The 21,522-nt window shown below is 60.3% G+C and carries 19 protein-coding genes; 11 read left to right on the top strand and 8 right to left on the bottom strand.

The annotated features are described in order from the left end of the window. The first annotated feature begins 95 nt into the window (after positions 1-95). Both V6Z53_RS01425 and V6Z53_RS01420 read left to right on the top strand, forming a co-directional pair. Complete coding sequence (locus V6Z53_RS01425) at positions 96-1,994, top strand: cytochrome c/FTR1 family iron permease (RefSeq protein ID WP_338583805.1); 1,899 nt, start codon at positions 96-98, stop codon at positions 1,992-1,994. Positions 1,995-2,099: 105 nt separating this feature from the next. Further along, entirely contained in the window at positions 2,100-2,555 is a 456-nt protein-coding gene (locus V6Z53_RS01420; RefSeq protein WP_338583804.1) for a YaiI/YqxD family protein, read from the top strand. A 116-nt stretch (positions 2,556-2,671) separates the two neighbouring features. Here V6Z53_RS01420 and elbB read toward each other — a convergent pair whose 3' ends face one another. Then, a complete protein-coding gene (elbB, locus tag V6Z53_RS01415; RefSeq protein WP_338583803.1) occupies positions 2,672-3,340 on the bottom strand; it encodes an isoprenoid biosynthesis glyoxalase ElbB in 669 nt (222 codons plus the stop codon). Positions 3,341-3,455: 115 nt separating this feature from the next. On the opposite strand from elbB, the gene V6Z53_RS01410 reads away from it, so the two are divergent. Continuing rightward, positions 3,456-4,688: a sterol desaturase family protein gene (locus V6Z53_RS01410; protein WP_338583801.1), complete on the top strand. Its 1,233-nt coding sequence runs from the start codon at positions 3,456-3,458 to the stop codon at positions 4,686-4,688. Here the strand turns inward: V6Z53_RS01410 and V6Z53_RS01405 are convergent. Next, the gene (locus V6Z53_RS01405) at positions 4,672-5,301 is read right to left on the bottom strand and encodes a DedA family protein (protein WP_338583799.1); all 630 of its coding nucleotides are present in this window, start codon (positions 5,299-5,301) and stop codon (positions 4,672-4,674) included. The two genes, V6Z53_RS01410 and V6Z53_RS01405, sit on opposite strands and share 17 nt — an antisense overlap. 207 nt (positions 5,302-5,508) lie before the next feature. On the opposite strand from V6Z53_RS01405, the gene hemB reads away from it, so the two are divergent. Both hemB and ppk1 read left to right on the top strand, forming a co-directional pair. Next, positions 5,509-6,522: a porphobilinogen synthase gene (hemB, locus tag V6Z53_RS01400; RefSeq protein WP_108229735.1), complete on the top strand. Its 1,014-nt coding sequence runs from the start codon at positions 5,509-5,511 to the stop codon at positions 6,520-6,522. A gap of 18 nt (positions 6,523-6,540) precedes the next feature. Next, positions 6,541-8,763, top strand: coding sequence for a polyphosphate kinase 1 (gene ppk1, locus V6Z53_RS01395; RefSeq protein ID WP_338583797.1), 2,223 nt, complete (start codon positions 6,541-6,543; stop codon positions 8,761-8,763). Between the two features lie 140 nt (positions 8,764-8,903). Here ppk1 and ppx read toward each other — a convergent pair whose 3' ends face one another. The 5 genes from ppx to V6Z53_RS01370 all read right to left on the bottom strand — a co-directional run bounded on the left by ppx (position 8,904) and on the right by V6Z53_RS01370 (position 13,462). Next, complete coding sequence (ppx, locus tag V6Z53_RS01390; RefSeq protein ID WP_338583796.1) at positions 8,904-10,406, bottom strand: exopolyphosphatase; 1,503 nt, start codon at positions 10,404-10,406, stop codon at positions 8,904-8,906. A 208-nt stretch (positions 10,407-10,614) separates the two neighbouring features. After that, the gene (locus V6Z53_RS01385) at positions 10,615-11,352 is read right to left on the bottom strand and encodes an amino acid ABC transporter ATP-binding protein (RefSeq protein ID WP_338583795.1); all 738 of its coding nucleotides are present in this window, start codon (positions 11,350-11,352) and stop codon (positions 10,615-10,617) included. After that, positions 11,339-11,989 carry an amino acid ABC transporter permease gene (locus tag V6Z53_RS01380; protein WP_338583793.1) on the bottom strand — a complete coding sequence of 217 codons (651 nt, stop codon included), beginning with the start codon at positions 11,987-11,989 and terminating at the stop codon, positions 11,339-11,341. Before V6Z53_RS01380 ends, V6Z53_RS01385 begins: the two co-directional genes overlap by 14 nt. After that, positions 11,986-12,654, bottom strand: a complete 669-nt coding sequence (locus V6Z53_RS01375) for an amino acid ABC transporter permease (protein WP_338583790.1) — start codon at positions 12,652-12,654, stop codon at positions 11,986-11,988. The genes V6Z53_RS01380 and V6Z53_RS01375 overlap by 4 nt, the downstream gene beginning before the upstream one ends. 22 nt (positions 12,655-12,676) lie before the next feature. Next, positions 12,677-13,462 (bottom strand): transporter substrate-binding domain-containing protein, encoded by a 786-nt coding sequence (locus tag V6Z53_RS01370; protein ID WP_338583789.1) that lies wholly within the window; start codon positions 13,460-13,462, stop codon positions 12,677-12,679. 256 nt (positions 13,463-13,718) lie between these two features. Between V6Z53_RS01370 and V6Z53_RS01365 the strand changes: the two genes are divergently transcribed. The 6 genes from V6Z53_RS01365 to V6Z53_RS01340 all read left to right on the top strand — a co-directional run bounded on the left by V6Z53_RS01365 (position 13,719) and on the right by V6Z53_RS01340 (position 19,940). After that, positions 13,719-14,426, top strand: a complete 708-nt coding sequence (locus V6Z53_RS01365; protein ID WP_338583788.1) for a FadR/GntR family transcriptional regulator — start codon at positions 13,719-13,721, stop codon at positions 14,424-14,426. A gap of 121 nt (positions 14,427-14,547) precedes the next feature. Next, positions 14,548-14,877: a thioredoxin TrxA gene (trxA, locus tag V6Z53_RS01360; protein WP_003206727.1), complete on the top strand. Its 330-nt coding sequence runs from the start codon at positions 14,548-14,550 to the stop codon at positions 14,875-14,877. A 248-nt stretch (positions 14,878-15,125) separates the two neighbouring features. Beyond that, entirely contained in the window at positions 15,126-16,385 is a 1,260-nt protein-coding gene (gene rho / locus V6Z53_RS01355) for a transcription termination factor Rho (protein WP_046039047.1), read from the top strand. Between the two features lie 141 nt (positions 16,386-16,526). Further along, positions 16,527-17,993 carry a 4-hydroxy-3-polyprenylbenzoate decarboxylase gene (gene ubiD, locus V6Z53_RS01350; RefSeq protein ID WP_338583787.1) on the top strand — a complete coding sequence of 489 codons (1,467 nt, stop codon included), beginning with the start codon at positions 16,527-16,529 and terminating at the stop codon, positions 17,991-17,993. Further along, positions 17,993-18,961: a CDP-6-deoxy-delta-3,4-glucoseen reductase gene (locus tag V6Z53_RS01345; protein WP_338583786.1), complete on the top strand. Its 969-nt coding sequence runs from the start codon at positions 17,993-17,995 to the stop codon at positions 18,959-18,961. Before ubiD ends, V6Z53_RS01345 begins: the two co-directional genes overlap by 1 nt. 310 nt (positions 18,962-19,271) lie before the next feature. Further along, positions 19,272-19,940, top strand: coding sequence for a gamma-glutamylcyclotransferase (locus V6Z53_RS01340; protein WP_338583785.1), 669 nt, complete (start codon positions 19,272-19,274; stop codon positions 19,938-19,940). Here V6Z53_RS01340 and glpT read toward each other — a convergent pair. After that, entirely contained in the window at positions 19,916-21,265 is a 1,350-nt protein-coding gene (gene glpT, locus V6Z53_RS01335) for a glycerol-3-phosphate transporter (RefSeq protein ID WP_338583784.1), read from the bottom strand. The genes V6Z53_RS01340 and glpT overlap by 25 nt on opposite strands. Positions 21,266-21,522 lie beyond the last annotated feature (257 nt).

Below are 21,522 nucleotides of genomic sequence, written 5' to 3'. Positions count from 1 at the left end.
TACACGCCGCTGCGCAGGAAATGCCAACAAAGCTTGAGTGAAAGTCATTGGGAGGGAACAATATGTTACTTCGTGTTTCCAATTGAGATTCATTCATGATTGCCCCCTCCCGTTTCCTGGCCTGGCTGCTAGCGCCGGTGTTTGCCTTGTGCAGTTTCAACCTGCTGGCGGACACGGTGGAAGGCGCACCGCAAGCCCTGCATTTACTCGACTACATCGGTGCGGACTACCCGGAAGCGGTGCAGGCAGGCAAGGTCGTCAACGAGTCCGAATATCGCGAGCAACTTGAGTTCGCCCAGGCTTTGCAAGGATTGGTGGCGGCAATGCCAGCCAAACCGGAAAAGGCCGCGCTGGAACAGGGCATCGGCACGCTGCGCAGCGCGATCGCCGCGCACCAGGAGGGCGCTGACGTCGCACGTCAGGCGCGGCAACTCGGCGCGAAACTGGCCGTGGCCTATGAGGTCAGCCAGGCGCCGATCATTACCCCGGACCCGACCCGTGGCGCGCCGCTGTACGCTCAGCACTGTTCGGTGTGCCATGGCGACACCGGTGCGGGCGACGGCCCGGCAGGCGTCGGCCTGACGCCACCGCCGGCCAATCTGCGTGATAACGCACGTCTGGATCACCTGAGTCTCTACGCGATCTACAACACTCTGGGCCTCGGGGTTGAGGGCACGGATATGCCGGCCTTCGCCGATCAGCTGGATGATCGTCAGCGTTGGGACCTGGCCACCTACATCGCCAGCTTCAGCGCCGATCCGGCTACCGGCAATGGCGACAAGGTCTACAACATTGCCGATCTGGCCCGTCAGACCCCGGCAGAAGTACAGGCCGCTGACGGCCCGCAAGCCGCCGCGACGTTCCGCGCGCAACGGGCGCAGCCGCCGCAGGTCAAGCGTGGCCCGGCGCAGTTACTCGACTACACCGCCGCAACCCTGGACAAGAGCGTCGCGGCCTACCGCGCCGGTGACCACGATCAAGCCTATGACCTGTCGGTAGCGGCGTACCTGGAAGGCTTCGAACTGGTCGAAAGCTCCCTGGACAATGTCGACGCCAACGTGCGCAAGGACACTGAAAAGTCGCTGATGGCTTATCGTCAGTCGCTGCAGGATGGCTTGCCGATCGATCAGGTCGAGCAGTGTCTGGAAGCCGCCAAGGCGAAGTTGAAGACGTCTGCCGGTTTGCTGGGCAGCGATGGCTTGAGCTGGTCGCTGAGCTACATCTCCGGTCTGTTGATCTTGCTGCGTGAAGGCCTGGAAGCGATTCTGGTGCTGGCGGCGATCCTCGCTTTTCTGCGCAACACTGGCCAGCAGTCGGCAGTGCGCAGCGTCAACTTCGGTTGGGGGCTGGCGCTGCTGGCCGGTCTGGGCACCTGGGCACTGGCGGCGTATGTGATCGATGTCAGTGGTTCACAGCGTGAATTGCTGGAAGGTGCGACAGCGCTGTTCGCCAGCGTCATGGTGCTGTGGCTCGGCGTGTGGATGCACGACCGTCGCCATGCCGCGGCCTGGCAGGATTACATCAAGAGCAGTCTGGTGGGCGGCGGTGGGCGTTTCGGCTTTGCGATCCTGGCGTTCTTCTCGGTGTATCGCGAACTGTTCGAAGTGATTCTGTTCTACGAAACCCTGTGGTTGCAGGCAGGCCCGGCGGGCCATGACGCAGTGCTGGCCGGTGGCGCCACGGCGCTGGTGTTGCTGGTGGGTCTGGCGTGGGTGATCCTGCGCGGTTCGGCAAAACTGCCGCTGACGCTGTTCTTCAGCATCAACGCCGCGCTGCTCTGCGCGTTGTCGGTGGTGTTCGCCGGACATGGCGTGAAGGCGTTGCAGGAAGCCGGGATCTTCGGCACGCGGCCTGTGCCGTTCTTTGAGTTCGACTGGCTGGGGATTCATGCGGATGCGTATTCGCTGACGGCCCAGGCGGTGGCGATTGCTGCGATTGTTGTGTTGTATGGTCGTAGCTGGGTGGCTGAGAAGCGGCGGGTGGCTGTTTCTTAAAGCATTCGCTTCGCTCACATTCGCGGGCAAGCCCGCTCCCACAGGTTCAGCGCTAACCTGTAGGAGCAAGGCTTGCCCGCGATGCTTTTAACGGAGGAAAACACGATGCGTGTCTGGATCGATGCCGACGCCTGCCCTCGGGCGGCCAAGGATCTGGTGGTGAAGTTCGCCCTCAAGCGCCGGTTTGAAGTGGTGCTTGTGGCGGGGCAGCCGCAGATCAAGCCGGGGCTGGCGCTGGTTAAGCTGATCGTGGTGCCCAGTGGCCCGGATGCCGCCGATGACTATCTGGTGGAACACGCGGTTTCCGGTGAACTGGTGATTTGCAGCGATGTGCCGTTGGCTGACCGTCTGGTGAAAAAGGGCGTTGCGGCGCTGGACCCACGGGGCAAGGAATTCGATGCGCAGAACATGGGTGATCGGTTGGCGGTGCGCAACCTGTTCACCGATTTGCGCGAGCAAGGGCAGATGAGCGGCGGCCCGGCGCCGTTTGGGGAGCGCGAGAAGCAGGCGTTTGCCAATGCGCTGGACCGGATTTTGACCCGCTTGACCCGCAAAGTCTGAGCCTTGCCGAGATCAATGTGGGAGCGGGCTTGCTCGCGAAGGCGTCAGGTCAGTCATCCTTAAAGTGACTGCCAGTTCGCTTTCGCGAGCAAGCCCGCTCCCACATTTAAATTGGGTCAGGCGTCGTTTTCGTGGGTCAGTTCGAGTACCCGGTCGACCAGTTTGTTGATCCCGCCCGCTGCTTCACTGATCGTTTGCGCCAGCATGTACGCCGGGGTGCTCACCAGTTTGCGCGCCTTGTCTTCGACGATATCGCTGACGGCGCACTCTTTATGAGTAGCGCCCATCTTGTTCAGCGCCGCTGCGGTGTCGGCGTCGTTGCCGATGGTGCAGGTCACGCCGGGGCCATAGATTTTTGCCGCCAGCGCCGGCGAAATGCAGATCAGGCCGACCGGTTTGCCGGCCTCGGCGAACGCTTCGGTCAGGGCCAGGACATCCGGTTGTACGGTGCAGCCGGTGCCTTCGATGGCGAAGTTGGAGAGGTTCTTGGCCGAGCCGAAACCGCCGGGAATGATCAGCGCATCGAAGTCTTCGGCGTCTGCTTCGCGGATGTCCTTGATCTCGCCACGGGCGATGCGCGCCGACTCCACCAGCACATTGCGCGACTCGGGCATTTCTTCGCCGGTCAGGTGGTTGATCACGTGCAACTGCGCGATATTCGGTGCGAAACACTGCACCTGCGCACCACGCTGGTCCAGGCGCAGCAGGGTAATGACGCTCTCATAGATCTCGGCGCCGTCGTACACGCCACAACCGGAAAGGATCACTGCAACTTTTTTGCTCATGGGCTTTTCTCCAGATTCATGGCGTTAAATGTCCACTAATTTGTCACTCGTTGCCATAGGGTTAATTCGCGGCTACACATAGCATCTGTCCTCAAGATTCCGATCAGGGCGCGTCATGGACTTCATTCTGTATGCGGTGCCGTTTTTCTTTGTGCTGATTGCCGTCGAATTGCTGGCCGACCGTTGGCGCGGGGTCAGCAACTATCGGGTGGCGGACGCGATCAACAGCATCAGCACCGGCGTGCTCTCGACCACCACGGGACTGCTGACAAAGGGCGTGGGCCTGCTGACCTACGCGTTTGCCCTCAAGCATCTGGCGCTGTTCGAACTTTCGGCCGACAGCGTGTGGGTCTGGGTGTTTGCCTTCGTCTTTTATGACTTCTGCTACTACTGGCTGCATCGCATGGGCCACGAGCGCAACATCCTCTGGGCCGCGCATTCTGTGCATCATCAGAGCGAGGACTACAACCTCTCTACCGCCCTGCGCCAGACCAGTACCGGGTTTCTGCTGAGCTGGATTTTCTACCTGCCCATGGCGGTCGTCGGCGTGCCGTTGCTGGTGTTCGTCAGCGTCGCGGCGCTGAACCTGCTGTACCAGTTCTGGGTGCATACCCGGCACATTCCCAAGCTCGGCTGGTTCGAGTGGTTCTTCGTCACGCCATCCAATCATCGGGCTCACCATGCACAGAACGCTCTCTACATGGATCGCAACTACGGCGGGGTGTTCATTATTTGGGACCGTCTGTTCGGCTCGTTCCAGGAAGAAGACGACAACGAACCGGTGATTTTCGGCGTGACCACGCCGCTGGCGAGCTGGAATCCGATATGGGCGAACGTGCAGTTCTACGCGCAGTTGTGGGCGGATGCGCGACGGACGGAAAGCACCTGGGACAAGCTGCGGATCTGGTTCATGCGCACCGGTTGGCGACCGGCGGACGTGGCGGCGAAATACCCGATGAACAAGACGGATTTGAGCCAGTTCCGCAAATTCGAAGTGCCGCTGGACGGGCGTCAGCAGCTCTACGTGCTGTTGCAGTTCTGCGTCTACATCGCGCTGGGCAGCTATCTGATGAACCTGGAGCCGAGCCTGCCAACCGCCGCCCTGGTGTTGGGCTGGAGTGCAGTGGCGCTGGGATTGTTTGTCTTGGGCGTGGCCCTGGAGAATCGCCCGTGGGCGTTGAAGCTGGAGCTGCTGCGGCTGGCGTCGAATGTGCCGCTGGTGTGGCTGGCGCCGCTGGTTGGGCTGTGGCCGGCCAGTGCGGTGGGCTGGATCGGCCTGCTTAGTTACAGCCTGCTCAGCGGGATCGGTCTCTATTGCTGTAGAAACCGATTCACTCGACTGGCTTAGTTTCGCCAGACTTGGCCTGTTCGGCCTTCAGGGCTTGCTCATCGGCGTAGATCTGTTTGGCCAGGCGGGCGTTCTTGAAGCGCCGGCGCAGCCACAGGCCAAGGCCCAGCAGGAGAAGGGCGCCGAGGACCCATAGCTCATATTTCTTGATGCTGCCCAGCATGCCTTCCAGCACCGCGCCGAAGTGATAGGCGGCGGCCGCCAGCGCGGTGGCCCAGATCGCCGCGCCAATCCCGTTGAGCAACAGGTAGCGTCCCGGTGGATAGCCCGACAGGCCGATCGCCACCGGCATCACCGTGCGCAGGCCGTAGACGAAGCGGAAGCTCAGGACCCAGATGTCCGGGTGCTTGCGGATATGTTCCAGCGCCCGGTCACCCATCAACTGCCAACGCGGCTTGCGTGCCAGCAACTTGCGCCCGTGCTTGCGTCCCAGGAAGTACCACAGCTGATCACCGGCATAACTGCCGCAGAACGCCACGACCACCACCAGGTTGATGTCCATGTAACCACGGAACGCGAGGAAGCCCGCGAGCACCAGAATGGTTTCGCCTTCGAAGAATGTGCCGAGGAACAAGGCAAAGTAGCCGAAGTCATGCAGAAATTGTTGGAGCATTGTCTGGGTGCTGGCGAAATGAACGCGCAGCCTAACCCTTCGGACACATTCAGGAAAGTGTCCAAATGTGTCTCGACGTGAACATTTCCTACAACGACAATGGAATGCGGCTACACGTCGCAGTGTGCGCACAACTGTCATCTGTTCGTCATAATGGCCGCTTATAACTGTCACGCTCGCCCGTCTGCGCGGGCTCAGGAGTCTGCCGTGAGCTTTACCCCCGCCAACCGTTTGTTCCCTGCAACCCGCCTGCGCCGTAACCGTCGTGACGATTTCTCGCGTCGACTGGTCCGTGAAAACGTGCTGACCGTCGATGACCTGATCCTGCCGGTGTTCGTGCTGGACGGTGAAAACCGTCGTGAAGCGGTGGCCTCGATGCCGGGCGTCGAACGCCTGACCATCGACCTGTTGCTCGAAGAAGCGGCCAAATGGGTCGAGCTGGGGATTCCGGCGCTGGCACTGTTCCCGGTCACGCCGTCGGAACTGAAGTCGCTGGACGCCGCCGAAGCCTGGAACCCTGAAGGCATCGCCCAACGCGCCACCCGTGCCTTGCGCGCGCAGTTCCCTGAGCTGGGTGTGATCACCGACGTCGCGCTGGACCCGTTCACCACGCACGGTCAGGACGGCATTCTCGACGAAGAAGGCTATGTGCAGAACGACATCACCGTCGACGCTCTGGTCAGGCAAGCGTTGTCCCATGCCGAAGCAGGCGCTCAGGTGGTGGCCCCGTCGGACATGATGGACGGCCGCATCCAGGCGATCCGCGAAGCCCTCGAAGTGGCCGGTCACGTCAATGTGCGGATCATGGCCTACTCGGCGAAGTACGCCAGCGCCTATTACGGGCCGTTCCGCGATGCGGTCGGTTCGGCGCTGAACCTGGGCAAGGCCAACAAGGCCTCCTATCAGATGGACCCGGCCAACAGCAACGAAGCCCTGCACGAAGTGGCGGCGGACTTGTCAGAAGGCGCAGACATGGTCATGGTCAAGCCAGGCATGCCATATCTGGACATCCTTTGCCGGGTCAAAGAAGAATTCAAAGTGCCGACTTTTGTTTATCAAGTCAGCGGCGAATACGCCATGCACATGGCGGCGATCCAGAATGGCTGGTTGAGCGAAGGGGTTATCCTCGAATCCCTGACCGCCTTTAAACGTGCAGGCGCTGATGGCATCCTGACGTACTTTGCCGTTCGTGCCGCTCAATTGTTACGAGAGCAAAAATAGCCCTCCCAGGAACATGTGATGAATACCGAAGGACTCACTGAAGTTGCCGTACAAGACGCTCAACCCGTGGTCGAGCAAATCGCCGAAACCCCGCCGGAGCTGGAGCCTGCTCCACCCGCGGTGGTAGCCGAAGCCGCTGCGGCGGCACCGGCGATTGCCATTCCCGGTCTGGATGACAGCAGCCTGTACATCCACCGCGAGCTGTCGCAACTGCAGTTCAACATCCGCGTGCTGGAACAGGCGCTGGACGAGTCCTATCCATTGCTGGAGCGGCTGAAGTTTCTGCTGATCTTCTCCAGCAACCTGGACGAGTTCTTCGAGATTCGTGTCGCCGGCCTGAAGAAGCAGATCACCTTCGCCCGTGAACAGGCGGGCGCCGATGGCCTGCAACCGCATCAGGCGTTGGCCCGCATCAGCGAACTGGTGCACGGTCACGTTGACCGTCAGTACGCGATCCTCAACGACATTCTGTTGCCGGAACTGGAAAAACATCAGGTCCGCTTCATCCGTCGCCGCAACTGGACGACCAAGCTCAAGACCTGGGTCCGCCGCTATTTCCGCGACGAGATCGCGCCGATCATCACTCCGATCGGTCTCGACCCGACGCACCCGTTCCCGTTGCTGGTGAACAAGAGCCTGAACTTCATCGTCGAACTCGAAGGTATCGACGCCTTCGGTCGCGATTCCGGTTTGGCGATCATCCCGGCACCGCGCCTGCTGCCGCGCATCATCAAGGTGCCGGAAGAAGTCGGCGGCGCGGGCGACAACTACGTGTTCCTGTCGTCGATGATCCACGCCCACGCTGATGACCTGTTCCAGGGCATGAAAGTGAAGGGCTGCTACCAGTTCCGCCTGACCCGTAACGCCGACCTGGCGCTGGACTCCGAGGACGTCGAAGACTTGGCCCGTGCCTTGCGCGGCGAACTGTTCTCGCGTCGCTACGGCGATGCGGTGCGTCTGGAAGTGGCTGACACTTGCCCGAAACACCTGTCCGACTACCTGCTCAAGCAGTTCAACCTGGGCGAGACCGAGTTGTATCAGGTCAACGGTCCGGTGAACCTGACGCGGCTGTTCAGCATCACCGGTCTGGACAGTCAGCGTGAACTGCAATACCTGCCGTTCACCCCGCAGATCCCGAAACTGCTGCAAAACAGCGAGAACATTTTCAGCGTGATCAGCAAGCAGGACATCCTGTTGCTGCACCCGTTCGAGTCGTTTACCCCGGTGGTCGACCTGCTGCGCCAGGCCGCCAAGGACCCGCATGTGTTGGCGGTGCGCCAGACGCTGTACCGCTCCGGCGCCAACTCGGAAATCGTCGATGCGCTGGTGGATGCGGCCCGTAACGGCAAGGAGGTCACCGCGGTGATCGAATTGCGTGCGCGGTTCGACGAAGAATCCAACCTGCAACTGGCCAGCCGTCTGCAAGCGGCCGGTGCGGTGGTGATCTATGGCGTGGTCGGCTTCAAGACCCACGCCAAGATGATGCTGATCCTGCGTCGCGAGGCCGGCGAAATCGTGCGTTACGCGCACTTGGGCACGGGCAACTACCACGCCGGCAACGCCCGCCTGTACACCGACTACAGCCTGCTGACCTCCGACGACGCTTTGTGCGAAGACGTCGGCAAACTGTTCAGCCAGTTGATCGGCATGGGTAAAACCCTGCGCATGAAGAAGTTGCTGCACGCGCCGTTCACCCTGAAAAAGGGCATGCTCGACATGATTGCCCGCGAAACCCAGTTCGCCCTCGACGGCAAACCGGCGCACATCATCGCCAAGTTCAACTCGCTGACCGATCCGAAGATCATTCGCGCGCTGTACAAGGCCAGCCAGTCGGGCGTGCGCATCGACCTCGTCGTGCGTGGCATGTGCTGCCTGCGACCGGGCATCGCCGGGGTCTCGCACAACATCCACGTGCGTTCGATCATCGGGCGTTTCCTGGAACACACCCGGGTTTTCTACTTCCTCAATGGCGGCGACGAGCAGATGTTCCTGTCCAGTGCCGACTGGATGGAGCGCAACCTCGACAAGCGCGTCGAGACTTGCTTCCCGGTTGAAGGCAAGAAGCTGATCATGCGGGTCAAGAAGGAGCTGGAGCTGTATCTCACCGACAACACCCACAGCTGGAGCCTGCAGTCGGATGGCCGCTACATCCGCAACACGCCGACCGGCAACCAGAATCCGCGTAGTGCTCAGGCTACGTTGCTGGAGCGGTTGGGCAGTCCGATTCTGGCTGTGCGTTAACGCCGGCTAGTTGTAAAAAAATGGCGATCCAAAAGGATCGCCATTTTTGTTTGTGTCATCCCCTGTAGGAGCACAGCTTGCTGGCGATGGCGCCCTCGAGATCGCCATCGCCGGCAAGCCGTGCTCCTACAGGACCGAGTTCAGCGAACGCTGAGGACGACATCCACCCGCGTCAGCCATTGCGCTTCGATTTCGAAGTCGGCCTGGGTCAGCTGGTTTTCATCCAGCCAGTTTTTCGGGAACACCACTTCCAGGTGATTGCCCTTGGCGTTGAGTTCTACCTGAGGCATTTGCTGGGTGCCGCGGATGTGGTGGAACAGGATCGCAAAGCGCAGCAGCACGCACAGGCGAATCAGCTTGATGCCGTCATCGTCGAAATCGGCGAACTTGTCCTTGGGGATGTTGCGGCGGTGGCCACGCACCAGTAGCGCGAGCATCAACTGGTCTTCGCGGGAGAAGCCGGCCAGGTCGGAATGCTCGATCAGGTAGGCGCCGTGCTTGTGATACTGATAGTGAGCGATGTCCAGGCCCACTTCATGGACCTTGGCCGCCCAGCCGAGCAGTTCACGCCAGACGCCGTCTTCCAGATCCCAATCCTTGGCCACCTGATCGAAGGCATGCAGGGCTTTGCGCTCGACGCGAACGGCCTGTTCCAGATCGACGTGATAACGCTCCATCAGCGAAGTCAGGGTGCGTTCGCGCACGTCTTCGTGATGATGGCGGCCCAGCAGGTCATACAGCACACCTTCACGCAGGGCACCTTCGCAGTGATCCATGCGTTGCAGTTCGAGGGAGTCGAAGATCGCTTCGAGAATCGCCAGGCCCGCCGGGAAGATCGCCCGGCGATCAGGCTTGATGCCTTCGAAGTCGATTTTGTCGACATCGCCGAGTTTGATCAGCTTGCGCTTGAGCCAGGCCAGGCCTTCGGCGTTGACTTCACCGCTGCCGTGGCCGCCGGCCTTCAGCGCCAGACCGATGGCGCGGATGGTGCCCGAGGAGCCGATGGCTTCATCCCAGGTCAGGCGGTGCAGGGCGTGTTCGATGCTCATGATCTCCAGCCGCGCCGCGGTGTACGCCTGGGCGTAGCGGGCCGGAGTGATCTTGCCGTCCTTGAAATAACGCTGGGTGTAGCTGACGCAGCCCATTTGCAGGCTCTCGCGCAGCAACGGTTCGAAGCGCTGACCTATGATGAATTCGGTACTGCCGCCGCCAATGTCGGCCACAAGGCGCTTGCCCGGCGTGTCGGCGAGGGTGTGGGACACGCCGAGGTAGATCAGGCGCGCCTCTTCACGGCCGGAGATGACTTCCACCGGATGGCCGAGGATTTCTTCGGCGCGGTGGATGAATTCGGCGCGGTTGCGGGCTTCGCGCAGGGCGTTGGTGCCGACGATCCGCACGGCGCCGAGCGGCATACCGTTGATCAGTTGGGCAAACCGCTTGAGGCAATCGAGCCCGCGTTGCATGGATTCTTCGCTGAGACGGCGCTCTTCGTCGATGCCGGCGGCCAGCTGAACCTTCTCCCCGAGACGCTCGAGAATACGGATTTCGCCGTTCTGGGCCTTGGCCACGACCATGTGAAAGCTGTTGGAGCCCAGGTCGATTGCGGCGATCAGGGACAGATTCTTGGCTTGGGATTGCGGCATGGTCTGGGGGTCTCGGTCGATAACCTCGACATCGTGCCACGATCAAACGCTGCCGCCAACGCGCAGTGTTCAAAGCCTTGATCCAGTGCAGGAAAGTCGGTGCCCGCTACGCGGTCAATCGCCAGCAGGCTGGCTCCCACATTGGAATGCGTACCCCTGTGGGAGCTAGCCTGCTAGCGATGAGGGCATTAAAGACAATGAGGTTGTTTCAGGCTGTCGCTTCGACGGTGCCAATGAAGTTCGCCAACTCCGCCGTCTGCGGATTGGCAAACAAAACCTTCGGATCACCCACTTCATGCACCTTGCCCATGTGCATGAACACCAACTTATCCCCAACCTCCCGGGCGAAGCGCATTTCGTGGGTGACCATGATCAGCGTCATGCCTTCCTTGGCCAGTTGCCGGACCACGCTCAACACTTCGTTGACCAGCTCCGGGTCCAGCGCCGAGGTGATTTCATCGCACAGCAATACCTTCGGCGACATCGCCAGAGCGCGGGCAATCGCCACCCGTTGTTGCTGCCCACCGGACAGCCGATCGGGGAACGCGTCGAATTTTTCTCCCAGCCCGACTCGTTCCAGCATCTCTCGCGCCAGCTCGGCGGCCTTGGCTTTCGGGACCTTTTGCACCACTTGCGGCGCAAGCATCACGTTTTCGCCCACGGTCAGGTGCGGGAACAGATTGAACTGCTGAAACACCATCCCGACCTTCTGCCGCAGGCTGCGCAGATCGGCGCGGGCGGCGTCGAGGTATTCGCCATCGACTTCGATCACGCCGTCGTTGATCGACTCCAGGCCGTTGAGCGTGCGTAACAAGGTGGATTTGCCCGAGCCGCTGCGGCCGATGATCGCCACTACCTGGCCTTCCTCGACGCTCAGGTCGATGCCTTTGAGCACATGGTGATCGCCGTAGTATTTATGCAAGGCGGAAATTCTAAGCAGAGGCATGCAGTCTCCTTTCCAGGTAGCGCGCACTGAGGGACAAGGGATAACAGAGCAGGAAATAGCCGAGGGCGACGAGGCCGTAGACCATGAACGGTTCGAAGGTGGCGTTGGCGAGCATGCCGCCGGTCTTGGTCAGTTCGGTGAAACCGATGATCGAGGTGACGGCGGTGCCTTTGACCACTTGCACCGAGAAGCCCACGGTCGGCGCCACGGCGATGCGCAGGGCTTGCGGCAGGATCACGTAGCGCAGTTGCTCCAGCGGGTTGAGCGCCAGGCTCGACGAGGCTTCCCACTGGCCGTGGGGGATCGAGTCGACGCAGCCGCGCCAGATCTCCGCCAGGTAAGCGCTGGTGAACAGCGTCAGGGCGATCGCCGCCGCCATCCACGGCGAAATCTCGATCCCGGCCAGTGCCACACCGAAGAACACCAGAAACAGCTGCATCAACAGCGGCGTGCCCTGGAACAGTTCGATGTAGGTGCGGGCAAAACTGCGCGGCAGGGATTTTTTCGAGATGCGCATGACCATGATCAGCAAACCGATAAGGCCACCGCCAATGAACGCCACCAGCGACAGCGCCAGCGTCCATTGCAGGCCCATGAGCAGGTTGCGCACGATGTCCCAGAAAGTGAAATCGCTCATCGGCTGCTCCTGGAGATGTAGCGTGTTCCGATCCAGTTCAGGAGCTGGCGGATCAACAGAGCCATGCACAAGTACAGCAGCGTGGTCAGCGCATAGGTTTCAAAGGCGCGAAAGTTGCGCGATTGAATGAAGTTGGCGGCGAAGCTCAGCTCTTCAGTGGCGATTTGCGAGCAGACTGCCGAGCCGAGCATGACGATGATGATCTGGCTACTCAGGGCCGGCCAGACCTTGCCCAGCGCCGGCAGCAGCACCACGTGACGGAAGGCTTCGAAGCGCGTCATCGCCAATGCCGCCGCGGCTTCCAGTTGACCCCGGGGGATCGCCTGGATGCCGGCGCGGATAATCTCGGTGGAATAGGCGCCGAGGTTGATCACCATCGCCAGCACCGCCGCCTGCCATTCGGAAATCTGCACCCCGAGCGACGGCAAGCCGAAGAAGATGAAAAACAACTGCACCAGAAACGGCGTGTTGCGGATCAACTCGACGTAGACCGCGAAAACCCCGGCGAACGGGCGGATGTTCCACGCCCGTACCAGCGCCCCGACGATGCCCAGACCCACGCCGAGCACCGCGCCGATGGCCGTCAGCTCAAGGGTGAACAACGCACCGCGCAGCAACAGATCGGTGTTGTGTACCACCGGCAAGAAATCGAACTGATAAGCCATAGCGTGTCTCCTGCGCGCCGGATCAGAGATCGGCCGGCAGCGGTTCTTTCAGCCAGGTCAGGGCGTTCTTTTCCAGCGCGCCGTCGCCCTTGGCGGTGACGAGGATCTGGTTGACCTTGTCCAGCAGCGCCGGCTCGTTCTTGTTCACGCCGACGTAGACCGGCGAATCCTTGAGCTTCACTTTCAGCGCCGGCACGCGTTTCGGGTTCTTCTCGCTGATAGCGACCATCACCACGTTGCCGCTGGCGATCAGATCCACTTGCCCGGCCAGGTACGCGGCGATGGTCGAGTTGTTGTCTTCGAAACGCTTGATGGTCACGCCTTCGGGGGCGACCTTGGTCAGCTCGATGTCTTCGATGGCGCCGCGGGTGACGCTGATGGTCTTGCCCTTGAGGTCGTCCAGGCCTTTGATGTCGGCGTCTGGCGGACCGAACACGGCGAGGTAGAACGGTGCGTAGGCGCGGGAGAAATCGATGACTTTCTCGCGCTCCGGGTTTTTGCCGAGGCTGGAAATCACCAGGTCGACTTTGCCGGTGGTCAGGAACGGGATGCGGTTGGTGCTGTTGACCGGGGTCAGTTCAAGTTTGACCTTGAGCTGGTCGGCCAGCAGTTTGGCGGTGTCGATGTCCAGGCCACGGGGCTTCATGTCCGGGCCGACCGAGCCGAACGGCGGGAAGTCCTGGGGCACGGCAACCTTGAGTACGCCGCGCTTGACCACATCCTCCAGACCGTCGGCGTGGGCGGGTGCCTGGCTCAGCATCAGGCTGGCAAACAGGGCGGCGAGGAGGGCGCTGTAACGCTGGGTCATGGCAAATCTCCGGATCGGCGAGAAGTAATTTCTGCGGATCGACAGAGCATGGGCCATGCCAACATAGGGTTTTGGGGGCGCCAGAGCGCGGTTTTGCTGGCGTCGCACGGTCTTACTGGTCTGAACAGTCAAGTTGTGTTTCGCACCCCGATGGCGCAGCCATGAAAATCTTCGAACCCCCATGGGGCACGACTTGCCGGGCGTCGCGAATAGCTTTACAACTGAGCGCACATTGGCCTGGTTCGTCTGGAAAACCATGAACTCGATCTCCCGCGCCGTACCCGAAGTGGCGCTACAAGCCATCCGCAAATTGATCACCGAACAAGGCTTCGGGGCGGGGGACGCCTTGCCCTCGCAACGGGACCTGGCGGTGCAATTGGGCGTGAGTCGGGCATCGTTGCGCGAGGCGTTGTCATCGCTGAGTGCGTTGGGCGTGATCAGCATCCAGCCGGGCAAAGGCGTGTTCGTGCAGTCGCCGGTGGAGTTGCCGCGAGGCGACGCGGCGCCGGGCTGGCCGTTCGCGGCGCAGGCTTCGCCGCTGGACATCTTCCAGTTGCGCTATGCGCTGGAGGGGTTCGCCGCGGGGTTGGCAGCCGTGACGTTGAGCACCCATGAGCTCGATGCACTGGAAGACAACGTCGCGGCCATGCGCAACGAACTGAAGGCCGGTGACTTCGAAGCCGCGGCGCGTCTGGACTTCGAATTCCACCGCCGAATCCTGCTGGCCAGCGGCAATCAGGCGATGCTGAGCATCCTGACCGCCAGCGCCGACATCTTTTTGGAGAGCCAGAAGCTACCGTTCATCCGGGCCGAACGGGCGATGGAAACCTGGCAGGAACACCGCAAAATCCTTCGTGCACTGGCGCGCAGGGCATCCGGGGCCGCGCAGAAAGCCATGCATGAACATGTGCGCAATGCCGCGTTGCGCACCGGAATTGCCTTCGTCGCTCCCGCCACGGCGTGACCTGGGCTATACCCAAACTCATGGAACACCATAGCGAGACTCAATCATCTGCACCTTCCTGAACGAGGGAAGGGCAGCTATGATGGGCCACGTTTTTTTGCTTACAACCCTGGAGAATTCCATGAGCAGCGATCTTATCAAACACGTTAGCGACGCTAGCTTCGAGGCCGACGTACTCAAGGCTGAAGGCGCTGTACTGGTCGACTACTGGGCTGAGTGGTGCGGCCCTTGCAAAATGATCGCTCCTGTCCTGGACGAAATTGCCGAGACCTACAAAGGCAAGCTGACCGTTGCCAAACTGAACATCGACGAAAACCAGGAAACCCCGGCCAAGCATGGCGTGCGTGGTATCCCGACCCTGATGCTGTTCAAGAACGGCAACGTTGAAGCGACCAAGGTCGGCGCACTGTCGAAGTCGCAACTGGCGGCTTTCCTCGACGCCAACATCTAAGCGTCGTTGTAGCGTGTCAAAAAAAGGCCCCGCAATTAGCGGGGCCTTTTTCGTTATTGAGGGCTAGACGCTCCGAAACTCAGGTGATACATTCGGCCCCGCACTGGTTTCTCCATTGCCCCCTGCTAGCCGTCGCCGACGCTCTCCTTTTCGAATAAGTACGCGATCCTGTCGCCTTCTCCGCGGCGCGGCCTCATTAAGCCAAAAGCTTAATTTCCCCCCTCCATAAATGATTACGTCATTCCTATATGAATCTGACTGAACTCAAGCAAAAGCCGATTACCGAACTGCTCGAATTGGCCGAACAGATGGGCATAGAAAATATGGCCCGTTCGCGCAAGCAGGACGTGATTTTCTCCCTGCTGAAAAAGCACGCGAAAAGCGGCGAGGAAATCTCCGGTGATGGCGTGCTGGAGATTCTCCAGGACGGCTTCGGCTTCCTCCGCTCTGCAGACGCCTCCTATCTCGCCGGCCCAGACGATATCTACGTCTCGCCGAGCCAGATCCGTCGCTTCAACTTGCGCACCGGTGACACCATCGTTGGCAAGATCCGCCCTCCAAAGGAAGGCGAGCGTTATTTCGCGCTGCTCAAGGTCGACACGATCAACTACGACCGTCCGGAAAACGCGAAAAACAAGATTCTCTTCGAGAACCTGACCCCGCTGTTCCCGACCGTGCGCATGAAGATGGAAGCCGGTAACGGTTCCACCGAAGACTTGACCGGTCGTGTGATCGACCTGTGCGCCCCGATCGGCAAAGGCCAGCGCGGTCTGATCGTTGCACCGCCGAAAGCCGGTAAGACGATCATGCTGCAGAACATTGCCGCGAACATCGCGCGTAACAATCCTGAAGTTCATCTGATCGTGCTGCTGATCGACGAACGTCCGGAAGAAGTGACCGAAATGCAGCGCACCGTGCGCGGCGAAGTGGTTGCCTCGACGTTCGACGAGCCGCCAACCCGTCACGTGCAGGTTGCCGAAATGGTGATCGAGAAGGCCAAGCGCCTGGTCGAGCACAAAAAGGACGTGGTGATCCTGCTCGACTCCATCACCCGTCTGGCCCGTGCCTACAACACCGTGATCCCGAGCTCCGGCAAGGTATTGACCGGTGGTGTCGACGCCCACGCCCTGGAGAAACCGAAGCGTTTCTTCGGCGCCGCGCGGAACATCGAAGAAGGCGGCTCGCTGACCATCATCGCTACCGCGCTGGTTGAAACCGGCTCGAAGATGGACGAAGTGATCTACGAAGAATTCAAAGGCACCGGCAACATGGAACTGCCTCTGGATCGCCGTATCGCTGAAAAACGCGTGTTCCCGGCCATCAACATCAACCGTTCCGGTACTCGCCGCGAAGAGTTGCTGACCGCCGACGACGAGTTGCAGCGCATGTGGATCCTGCGCAAGCTGCTGCACCCGATGGACGAAGTGGCTGCCATCGAGTTCCTGGTCGACAAGCTGAAAACGACCAAGACCAACGATGAGTTCTTCCTGTCGATGAAACGCAAGTAAGTCGAACAGGCATAAAAAGCCGGGGAAACCCGGCTTTTTGCTATCCGATTTTTGATCAAAGCGGCAGTTCGTGGTTCTGAACCGCAAGGTTCGGCGCTAAACTGCCTGCCCCGAACGCCACGGCCAACACGAGGCTCACGCATGCAGTATCGCGACTTGCGCGACTTTATCAGCGGGCTGGAACAGCGCGGCGAACTCAAGCGCATCCAGGTTCCCGTGTCCCCAGTGCTCGAAATGACCGAGGTCTGCGACCGCACTTTGCGCGCCAAAGGCCCGGCCCTGCTATTCGAAAAGCCAACGGGTTACGACATTCCCGTGCTCGGCAACCTGTTCGGCACCCCCGAGCGCGTCGCGTTGGGCATGGGCGCCGAAGCGGTCAGTGAACTGCGCGAAATCGGCAAGCTGCTGGCGTTCCTCAAGGAACCCGAGCCGCCGAAGGGGCTGAAAGACGCCTGGTCCAAGCTGCCGATCTTCCGCAAGATCATCTCGATGGCGCCCAAGGTCGTCAAAGATGCGATCTGCCAGGAAGTGGTCATCGAAGGCGATGACGTCGATCTCTCGACGCTGCCGGTGCAGACCTGCTGGCCGGGCGACGTTGCGCCACTGATCACTTGGGGCCTGACCGTCACCAAAGGTCCGAACAAGGACCGGCAGAACCTCGGTATCTACCGTCAGCAAGTGATCGGCCGCAACAAGGTCATCATGCGCTGGCTCAGCCACCGTGGTGGTGCGCTGGATTACCGCGAGTGGTGCGAGAAGCATCCGGGCCAACCGTTCCCGGTGGCCGTGGCGCTGGGCGCTGACCCCGCGACCATTCTCGGTGCCGTGACGCCAGTGCCCGACAGCCTTTCCGAGTACGCCTTCGCCGGCTTGCTGCGCGGCAACCGTACCGAACTGGTGAAATGCCGCGGCAACGACCTGCAAGTGCCGGCCACCGCCGAGATCATCCTCGAAGGCGTGATCCATCCGGGAGAGATGGCCGATGAAGGTCCTTACGGCGACCACACCGGTTATTACAACGAAGTCGACAGCTTCCCGGTGTTCACCGTCGAACGCATCACTCACCGGATCAAGCCGATCTATCACAGCACCTACACCGGCCGTCCACCGGATGAACCGGCGATTCTCGGTGTGGCGCTGAACGAAGTGTTCGTGCCGATCCTGCAGAAGCAGTTCCCGGAGATCACTGACTTCTACTTGCCGCCCGAAGGCTGCTCGTATCGCATGGCTATCGTGACCATGAAGAAGTCGTATCCGGGGCATGCCAAGCGGGTAATGCTCGGTGTCTGGTCGTTTTTGCGACAGTTCATGTACACCAAGTTCGTTATCGTCACTGACGACGATATCAACGCCCGGGACTGGAACGACGTGATCTGGGCCATCACCACGCGCATGGACCCCAAGCGCGACACGGTGATGATCGAGAACACGCCGATCGACTACCTCGACTTCGCCTCGCCGGTGTCCGGCCTGGGTTCGAAGATGGGGCTCGATGCCACGCATAAATGGCCTGGCGAAACCACGCGCGAGTGGGGCCGGGTGATCGTCAAGGACGACGCCGTGACCCAGCGGATCGATGCCATCTGGAATCAGTTAGGAATAGATTGATGCGTGTAACCTTGCAGCCCTCCGGAGCAGTGCTTGAGATTCTGCCCGGCGAGCGGATTCTCGATGGCGCACGCCGTCTGGGCTATGAATGCCCGCAAAGCTGTCGCAACGGCAACTGCCACGTCTGTGCCGCGTTGCTGGTGGAAGGGCGAGTCGAGCAGGCCGGCCATGTGCGTGACCATGGCGAGTTCTACACTTGCATAGCAGAGCCGCTGGAAGACTGCATCGTGCTGTGGGATGGCGTGCTCGCGCTGGGAGAATTGCCGGTGCGCAGTCTGTCGTGTCAGGTCACCAGTTGCACCGACGTCGGCGGTGATACCTGGCGAGTGCGGCTGCGGGCGCCGGCCGGCAAGCCGCCGCGTTATCACGCTGGCCAGTACCTGATGATCCATCGGGACAACGGCGAGAAGTCGTCCTTCTCCCTGGCGTCGGCGCCTTCAGGCGGGCGTGATCTGGAAATTCACGTGCTGGCGCGCGAAGCCAGTGCGATAAACCTGATCAAGCAGCTGCAAGGCAACACGATGGTGCGGATCGACATGCCGTTCGGTGATGCGCATCTGGCCGAGTTGCCCGACGGCCCGTTGGTGCTGATCGCGGCAGGCACCGGCATGGGCCAGGTCCATGGCCTGATCGAACATTGCCGCGCCGAAGGCTTCAAGCATCCTGTGCACCTTTACTGGGGCGTGCGTCGTCCGGAAGACTTCTATGAAGTCGAACATTGGGACGAATGGCTGAAGTTACCGAACCTGTTCCTGCATAAAGTCGTCAGCGATCAATGCGGCTGGCAGGGGCGTTGCGGCATGTTGCATGAAGCAGTGTGCGAAGACTTTCCCGATCTCAAGACCTTGCACGTGTATGCCAGCGGCTCCCCGGCGATGGTCTATGGCACGCTCGATGCGTTGGTCGAGGCGGGGATGGACGCCCATCAGATGCGCGCCGACGTGTTTGCGTACGCGCCACGATCTTGATCCGCGATCTTGATCCGCGATCTTGAGTCTGCCCTTGTAGGAGCTGCCGCAGGCTGCGATCTTTTGACTTTGTCTTGAAAATCAAAAGATCGCAGCCTGCGGCAGCTCGATTTGCACCCTTATACCTCTCTATATAGCCTATCGGTATTTATACAATCGTATAAATGTCGGTAGGTTATATGCACTCAGGCAATTAATTAATAACTGTGCCATGGCACTTAAATTGCCTTAAAACTTATGTGCCTTATTGTTACAACGGTGCGTTCTATTAAGTAATACTTTGATCGCGGGGAGCTGAACGCTATTCGCCATGAGCGCCATTGAATCTTCGTTTTTGAACCTGGCTTACCCGCCGCAGCTCGATCTGGGGCCGCAGCTCACTCACGAACAATTACTCGGCTCGATGCAATCGACCATGGCGCGCCACAAGGGTGGGCCGGTATGGCTGTTTGCGTACGGTTCGCTGATCTGGCGCCCTGAGTGCACGGCAGTTGAACGCGTTCGCGGACGGGTGCACGGCTATCATCGCGGATTGTATTTGTGGTCCCACGAACATCGCGGCACCCCGGAAATGCCCGGGCTGGTGTTCGGTCTGGATCGCGGCGGTTCATGCAGTGGTTTTGCCTACCGCTTGCCGGAAGAGCAACTGGACGCTTCGTTGTATGCGCTCTGGAAGCGGGAAATGCCGTTCCCGTCCTATCGCCCACACTGGCTCAATTGCCGGCTCGAAGACGGCACCCAGGTTCAGGCATTGGGATTTGTTCTGGAGCGGCACTTGCCCAGCTATGCCGGCAACTTGCCGGATCACGTGCTGAGCCACGTATTCGAAAACGCTTGCGGGCGTTACGGCACCACTCGCGATTATGTCGAGCAGACCGCACACGCCCTGCGTAGCCACGCCATGCCAGACCGAAATCTGGAGGCGCGGCTCAAGCGCTGCAAATCAAAGGCTGATCAAGCGATAGCTTCGCGACTCTGACTGGCGACTTGCTTGTGCCACAGCGTTGGCGCAAGGAAGGCCATCGCCAGCAGGCACGCACCGATCAGCAGGACAAAACCGCCGTCCCAGCCGAAATGGTCCACGGTGTAGCCCATCGCTGCACTGGCCGCGACCGAACCACCCAGATAACCGAACAGACCGGTGAAGCCCGCAGCCGTACCGGCAGCTTTCTTCGGTGCCAGCTCCAGCGCCTGCAAACCGATCAGCATTACCGGGCCGTAGATCAGGAAGCCGATGGACACCAGCGCGATCATGTCGACGGTCGGGTTGCCGGCCGGGTTGAGCCAGTACACCAGCGTCGCCACAGTCACCAGCGCCATGAACACCATGCCGGTCAGGCCACGGTTGCCACGGAAGATCTTGTCCGACATCCAGCCGCAAAGCAGCGTGCCCGGAATACCCGCCCACTCGTAGAAGAAATACGCCCAGGACGTCTTGTCCACGGTGAAGCCCTTGGCTTCTTTCAGGTAGGTAGGTGCCCAGTCCAGAACGCCATAGCGCAGCAGGTAGACAAAGACGTTGGCGAGGGCGATGTACCAGAGCATTTTGTTGCGCAGCACGTATTTGACGAAGATTTCCTTGGCGCTGAATTCTTCTTCGTGGCTGGCGTCGTAGCCTTCCGGATAGTCGTCCTTGTACTTCTCGATCGGCGGCAGGCCAACCGATTGCGGGGTATCGCGCATGGTGATGAAGGCAAACACCGCGACCGCCATGGCCACCGCCGCCGGCACGTAAAACGCAGCGTGCCAGTCGTTGAACAGGCCCATGCCGATCAGGAACAGCGGGCCGATCAGGCCACCGCCGACGTTATGCGCCACGTTCCACAGCGACACCACGCCACCGCGTTCCTTCTGCGACCACCAGTGAACCATGGTCCGTCCACTTGGCGGCCATCCCATGCCCTGTGCCCAGCCATTGATGAACAGCAGGATGAACATGATGGTCACGCTGGACGTTGCCCAATGCGCGAAACCGAAAACGAACATCACGGCAGCCGAAACCATCAGGCCGAACGGCAGGAAGAAGCGTGGGTTGGAACGGTCGGAAACGATACCCATCAGGAACTTGGACAGGCCATAGGCAATGGCAATCGCCGACAGCGCCACGCCCAGCTCACCGCGGGTATAGCCCTCTTCGATCAGGTAGGGCATGGCCAGGGAGAAGTTTTTGCGCAGCAGGTAGTAACCCGCATAGCCGATAAAGATACCGGCGAAGATTTGCCAGCGCAGGCGGCGGTAGGTGCTGTCTATTTTCTCTTCAGGCAGTGGAGCCTGATGTGCGGCAGGACGAAAGAAAGCAAACATTCAAGAGCTCCAGATTTCTTGTTTTGACTGCGGATGCGAATGTTACAGTTTCATTACCGAAAATAGCATCGCTTCTCATCAGCAAAACAGCGGAAATGTTGGAAAGCGAGCGTTCCTTTATGAACATGTCGCTCAGATGTAAATGAAGGGCGTTGTAGGAAACGTTAACCGTTTCCCTTTTTATGCCGCTGATCCGTCCGAGGTAGGGCAGGTCTTTGGGAAATGTCCTGCGCGTTTACCGGAAGTCGTGATCTACA

The sequence above is a fragment of the Pseudomonas sp. MAG733B genome (assembly GCF_036884845.1).
GTDB lineage: Bacteria > Pseudomonadota > Gammaproteobacteria > Pseudomonadales > Pseudomonadaceae > Aquipseudomonas.
This window is presented reverse-complemented; position numbering and strand designations above follow the sequence as displayed.

What these genes read in the sequence shown, in the direction of transcription:
- V6Z53_RS01370 (WP_338583789.1), bottom strand. Translation starts at nt 13,462, where the DNA reads ATGACCCAGCGTTACAGCGCCCTCCTCGCCGCCCTGTTTGCCAGCCTG.
- ppx (WP_338583796.1), bottom strand. Translation starts at nt 10,406, where the DNA reads ATGCCGCAATCCCAAGCCAAGAATCTGTCCCTGATCGCCGCAATCGAC.
- V6Z53_RS01425 (WP_338583805.1), top strand. Translation starts at nt 96, where the DNA reads ATGATTGCCCCCTCCCGTTTCCTGGCCTGGCTGCTAGCGCCGGTGTTT.
- trxA (WP_003206727.1), top strand. Translation starts at nt 14,548, where the DNA reads ATGAGCAGCGATCTTATCAAACACGTTAGCGACGCTAGCTTCGAGGCC.
- V6Z53_RS01385 (WP_338583795.1), bottom strand. Translation starts at nt 11,352, where the DNA reads ATGCCTCTGCTTAGAATTTCCGCCTTGCATAAATACTACGGCGATCAC.
- ubiD (WP_338583787.1), top strand. Translation starts at nt 16,527, where the DNA reads ATGCAGTATCGCGACTTGCGCGACTTTATCAGCGGGCTGGAACAGCGC.
- V6Z53_RS01340 (WP_338583785.1), top strand. Translation starts at nt 19,272, where the DNA reads ATGAGCGCCATTGAATCTTCGTTTTTGAACCTGGCTTACCCGCCGCAG.
- V6Z53_RS01420 (WP_338583804.1), top strand. Translation starts at nt 2,100, where the DNA reads ATGCGTGTCTGGATCGATGCCGACGCCTGCCCTCGGGCGGCCAAGGAT.
- V6Z53_RS01410 (WP_338583801.1), top strand. Translation starts at nt 3,456, where the DNA reads ATGGACTTCATTCTGTATGCGGTGCCGTTTTTCTTTGTGCTGATTGCC.
- V6Z53_RS01365 (WP_338583788.1), top strand. Translation starts at nt 13,719, where the DNA reads ATGAACTCGATCTCCCGCGCCGTACCCGAAGTGGCGCTACAAGCCATC.
- ppk1 (WP_338583797.1), top strand. Translation starts at nt 6,541, where the DNA reads ATGAATACCGAAGGACTCACTGAAGTTGCCGTACAAGACGCTCAACCC.
- elbB (WP_338583803.1), bottom strand. Translation starts at nt 3,340, where the DNA reads ATGAGCAAAAAAGTTGCAGTGATCCTTTCCGGTTGTGGCGTGTACGAC.
- V6Z53_RS01405 (WP_338583799.1), bottom strand. Translation starts at nt 5,301, where the DNA reads ATGCTCCAACAATTTCTGCATGACTTCGGCTACTTTGCCTTGTTCCTC.
- rho (WP_046039047.1), top strand. Translation starts at nt 15,126, where the DNA reads ATGAATCTGACTGAACTCAAGCAAAAGCCGATTACCGAACTGCTCGAA.
- V6Z53_RS01375 (WP_338583790.1), bottom strand. Translation starts at nt 12,654, where the DNA reads ATGGCTTATCAGTTCGATTTCTTGCCGGTGGTACACAACACCGATCTG.
- glpT (WP_338583784.1), bottom strand. Translation starts at nt 21,265, where the DNA reads ATGTTTGCTTTCTTTCGTCCTGCCGCACATCAGGCTCCACTGCCTGAA.
- V6Z53_RS01380 (WP_338583793.1), bottom strand. Translation starts at nt 11,989, where the DNA reads ATGAGCGATTTCACTTTCTGGGACATCGTGCGCAACCTGCTCATGGGC.
- V6Z53_RS01345 (WP_338583786.1), top strand. Translation starts at nt 17,993, where the DNA reads ATGCGTGTAACCTTGCAGCCCTCCGGAGCAGTGCTTGAGATTCTGCCC.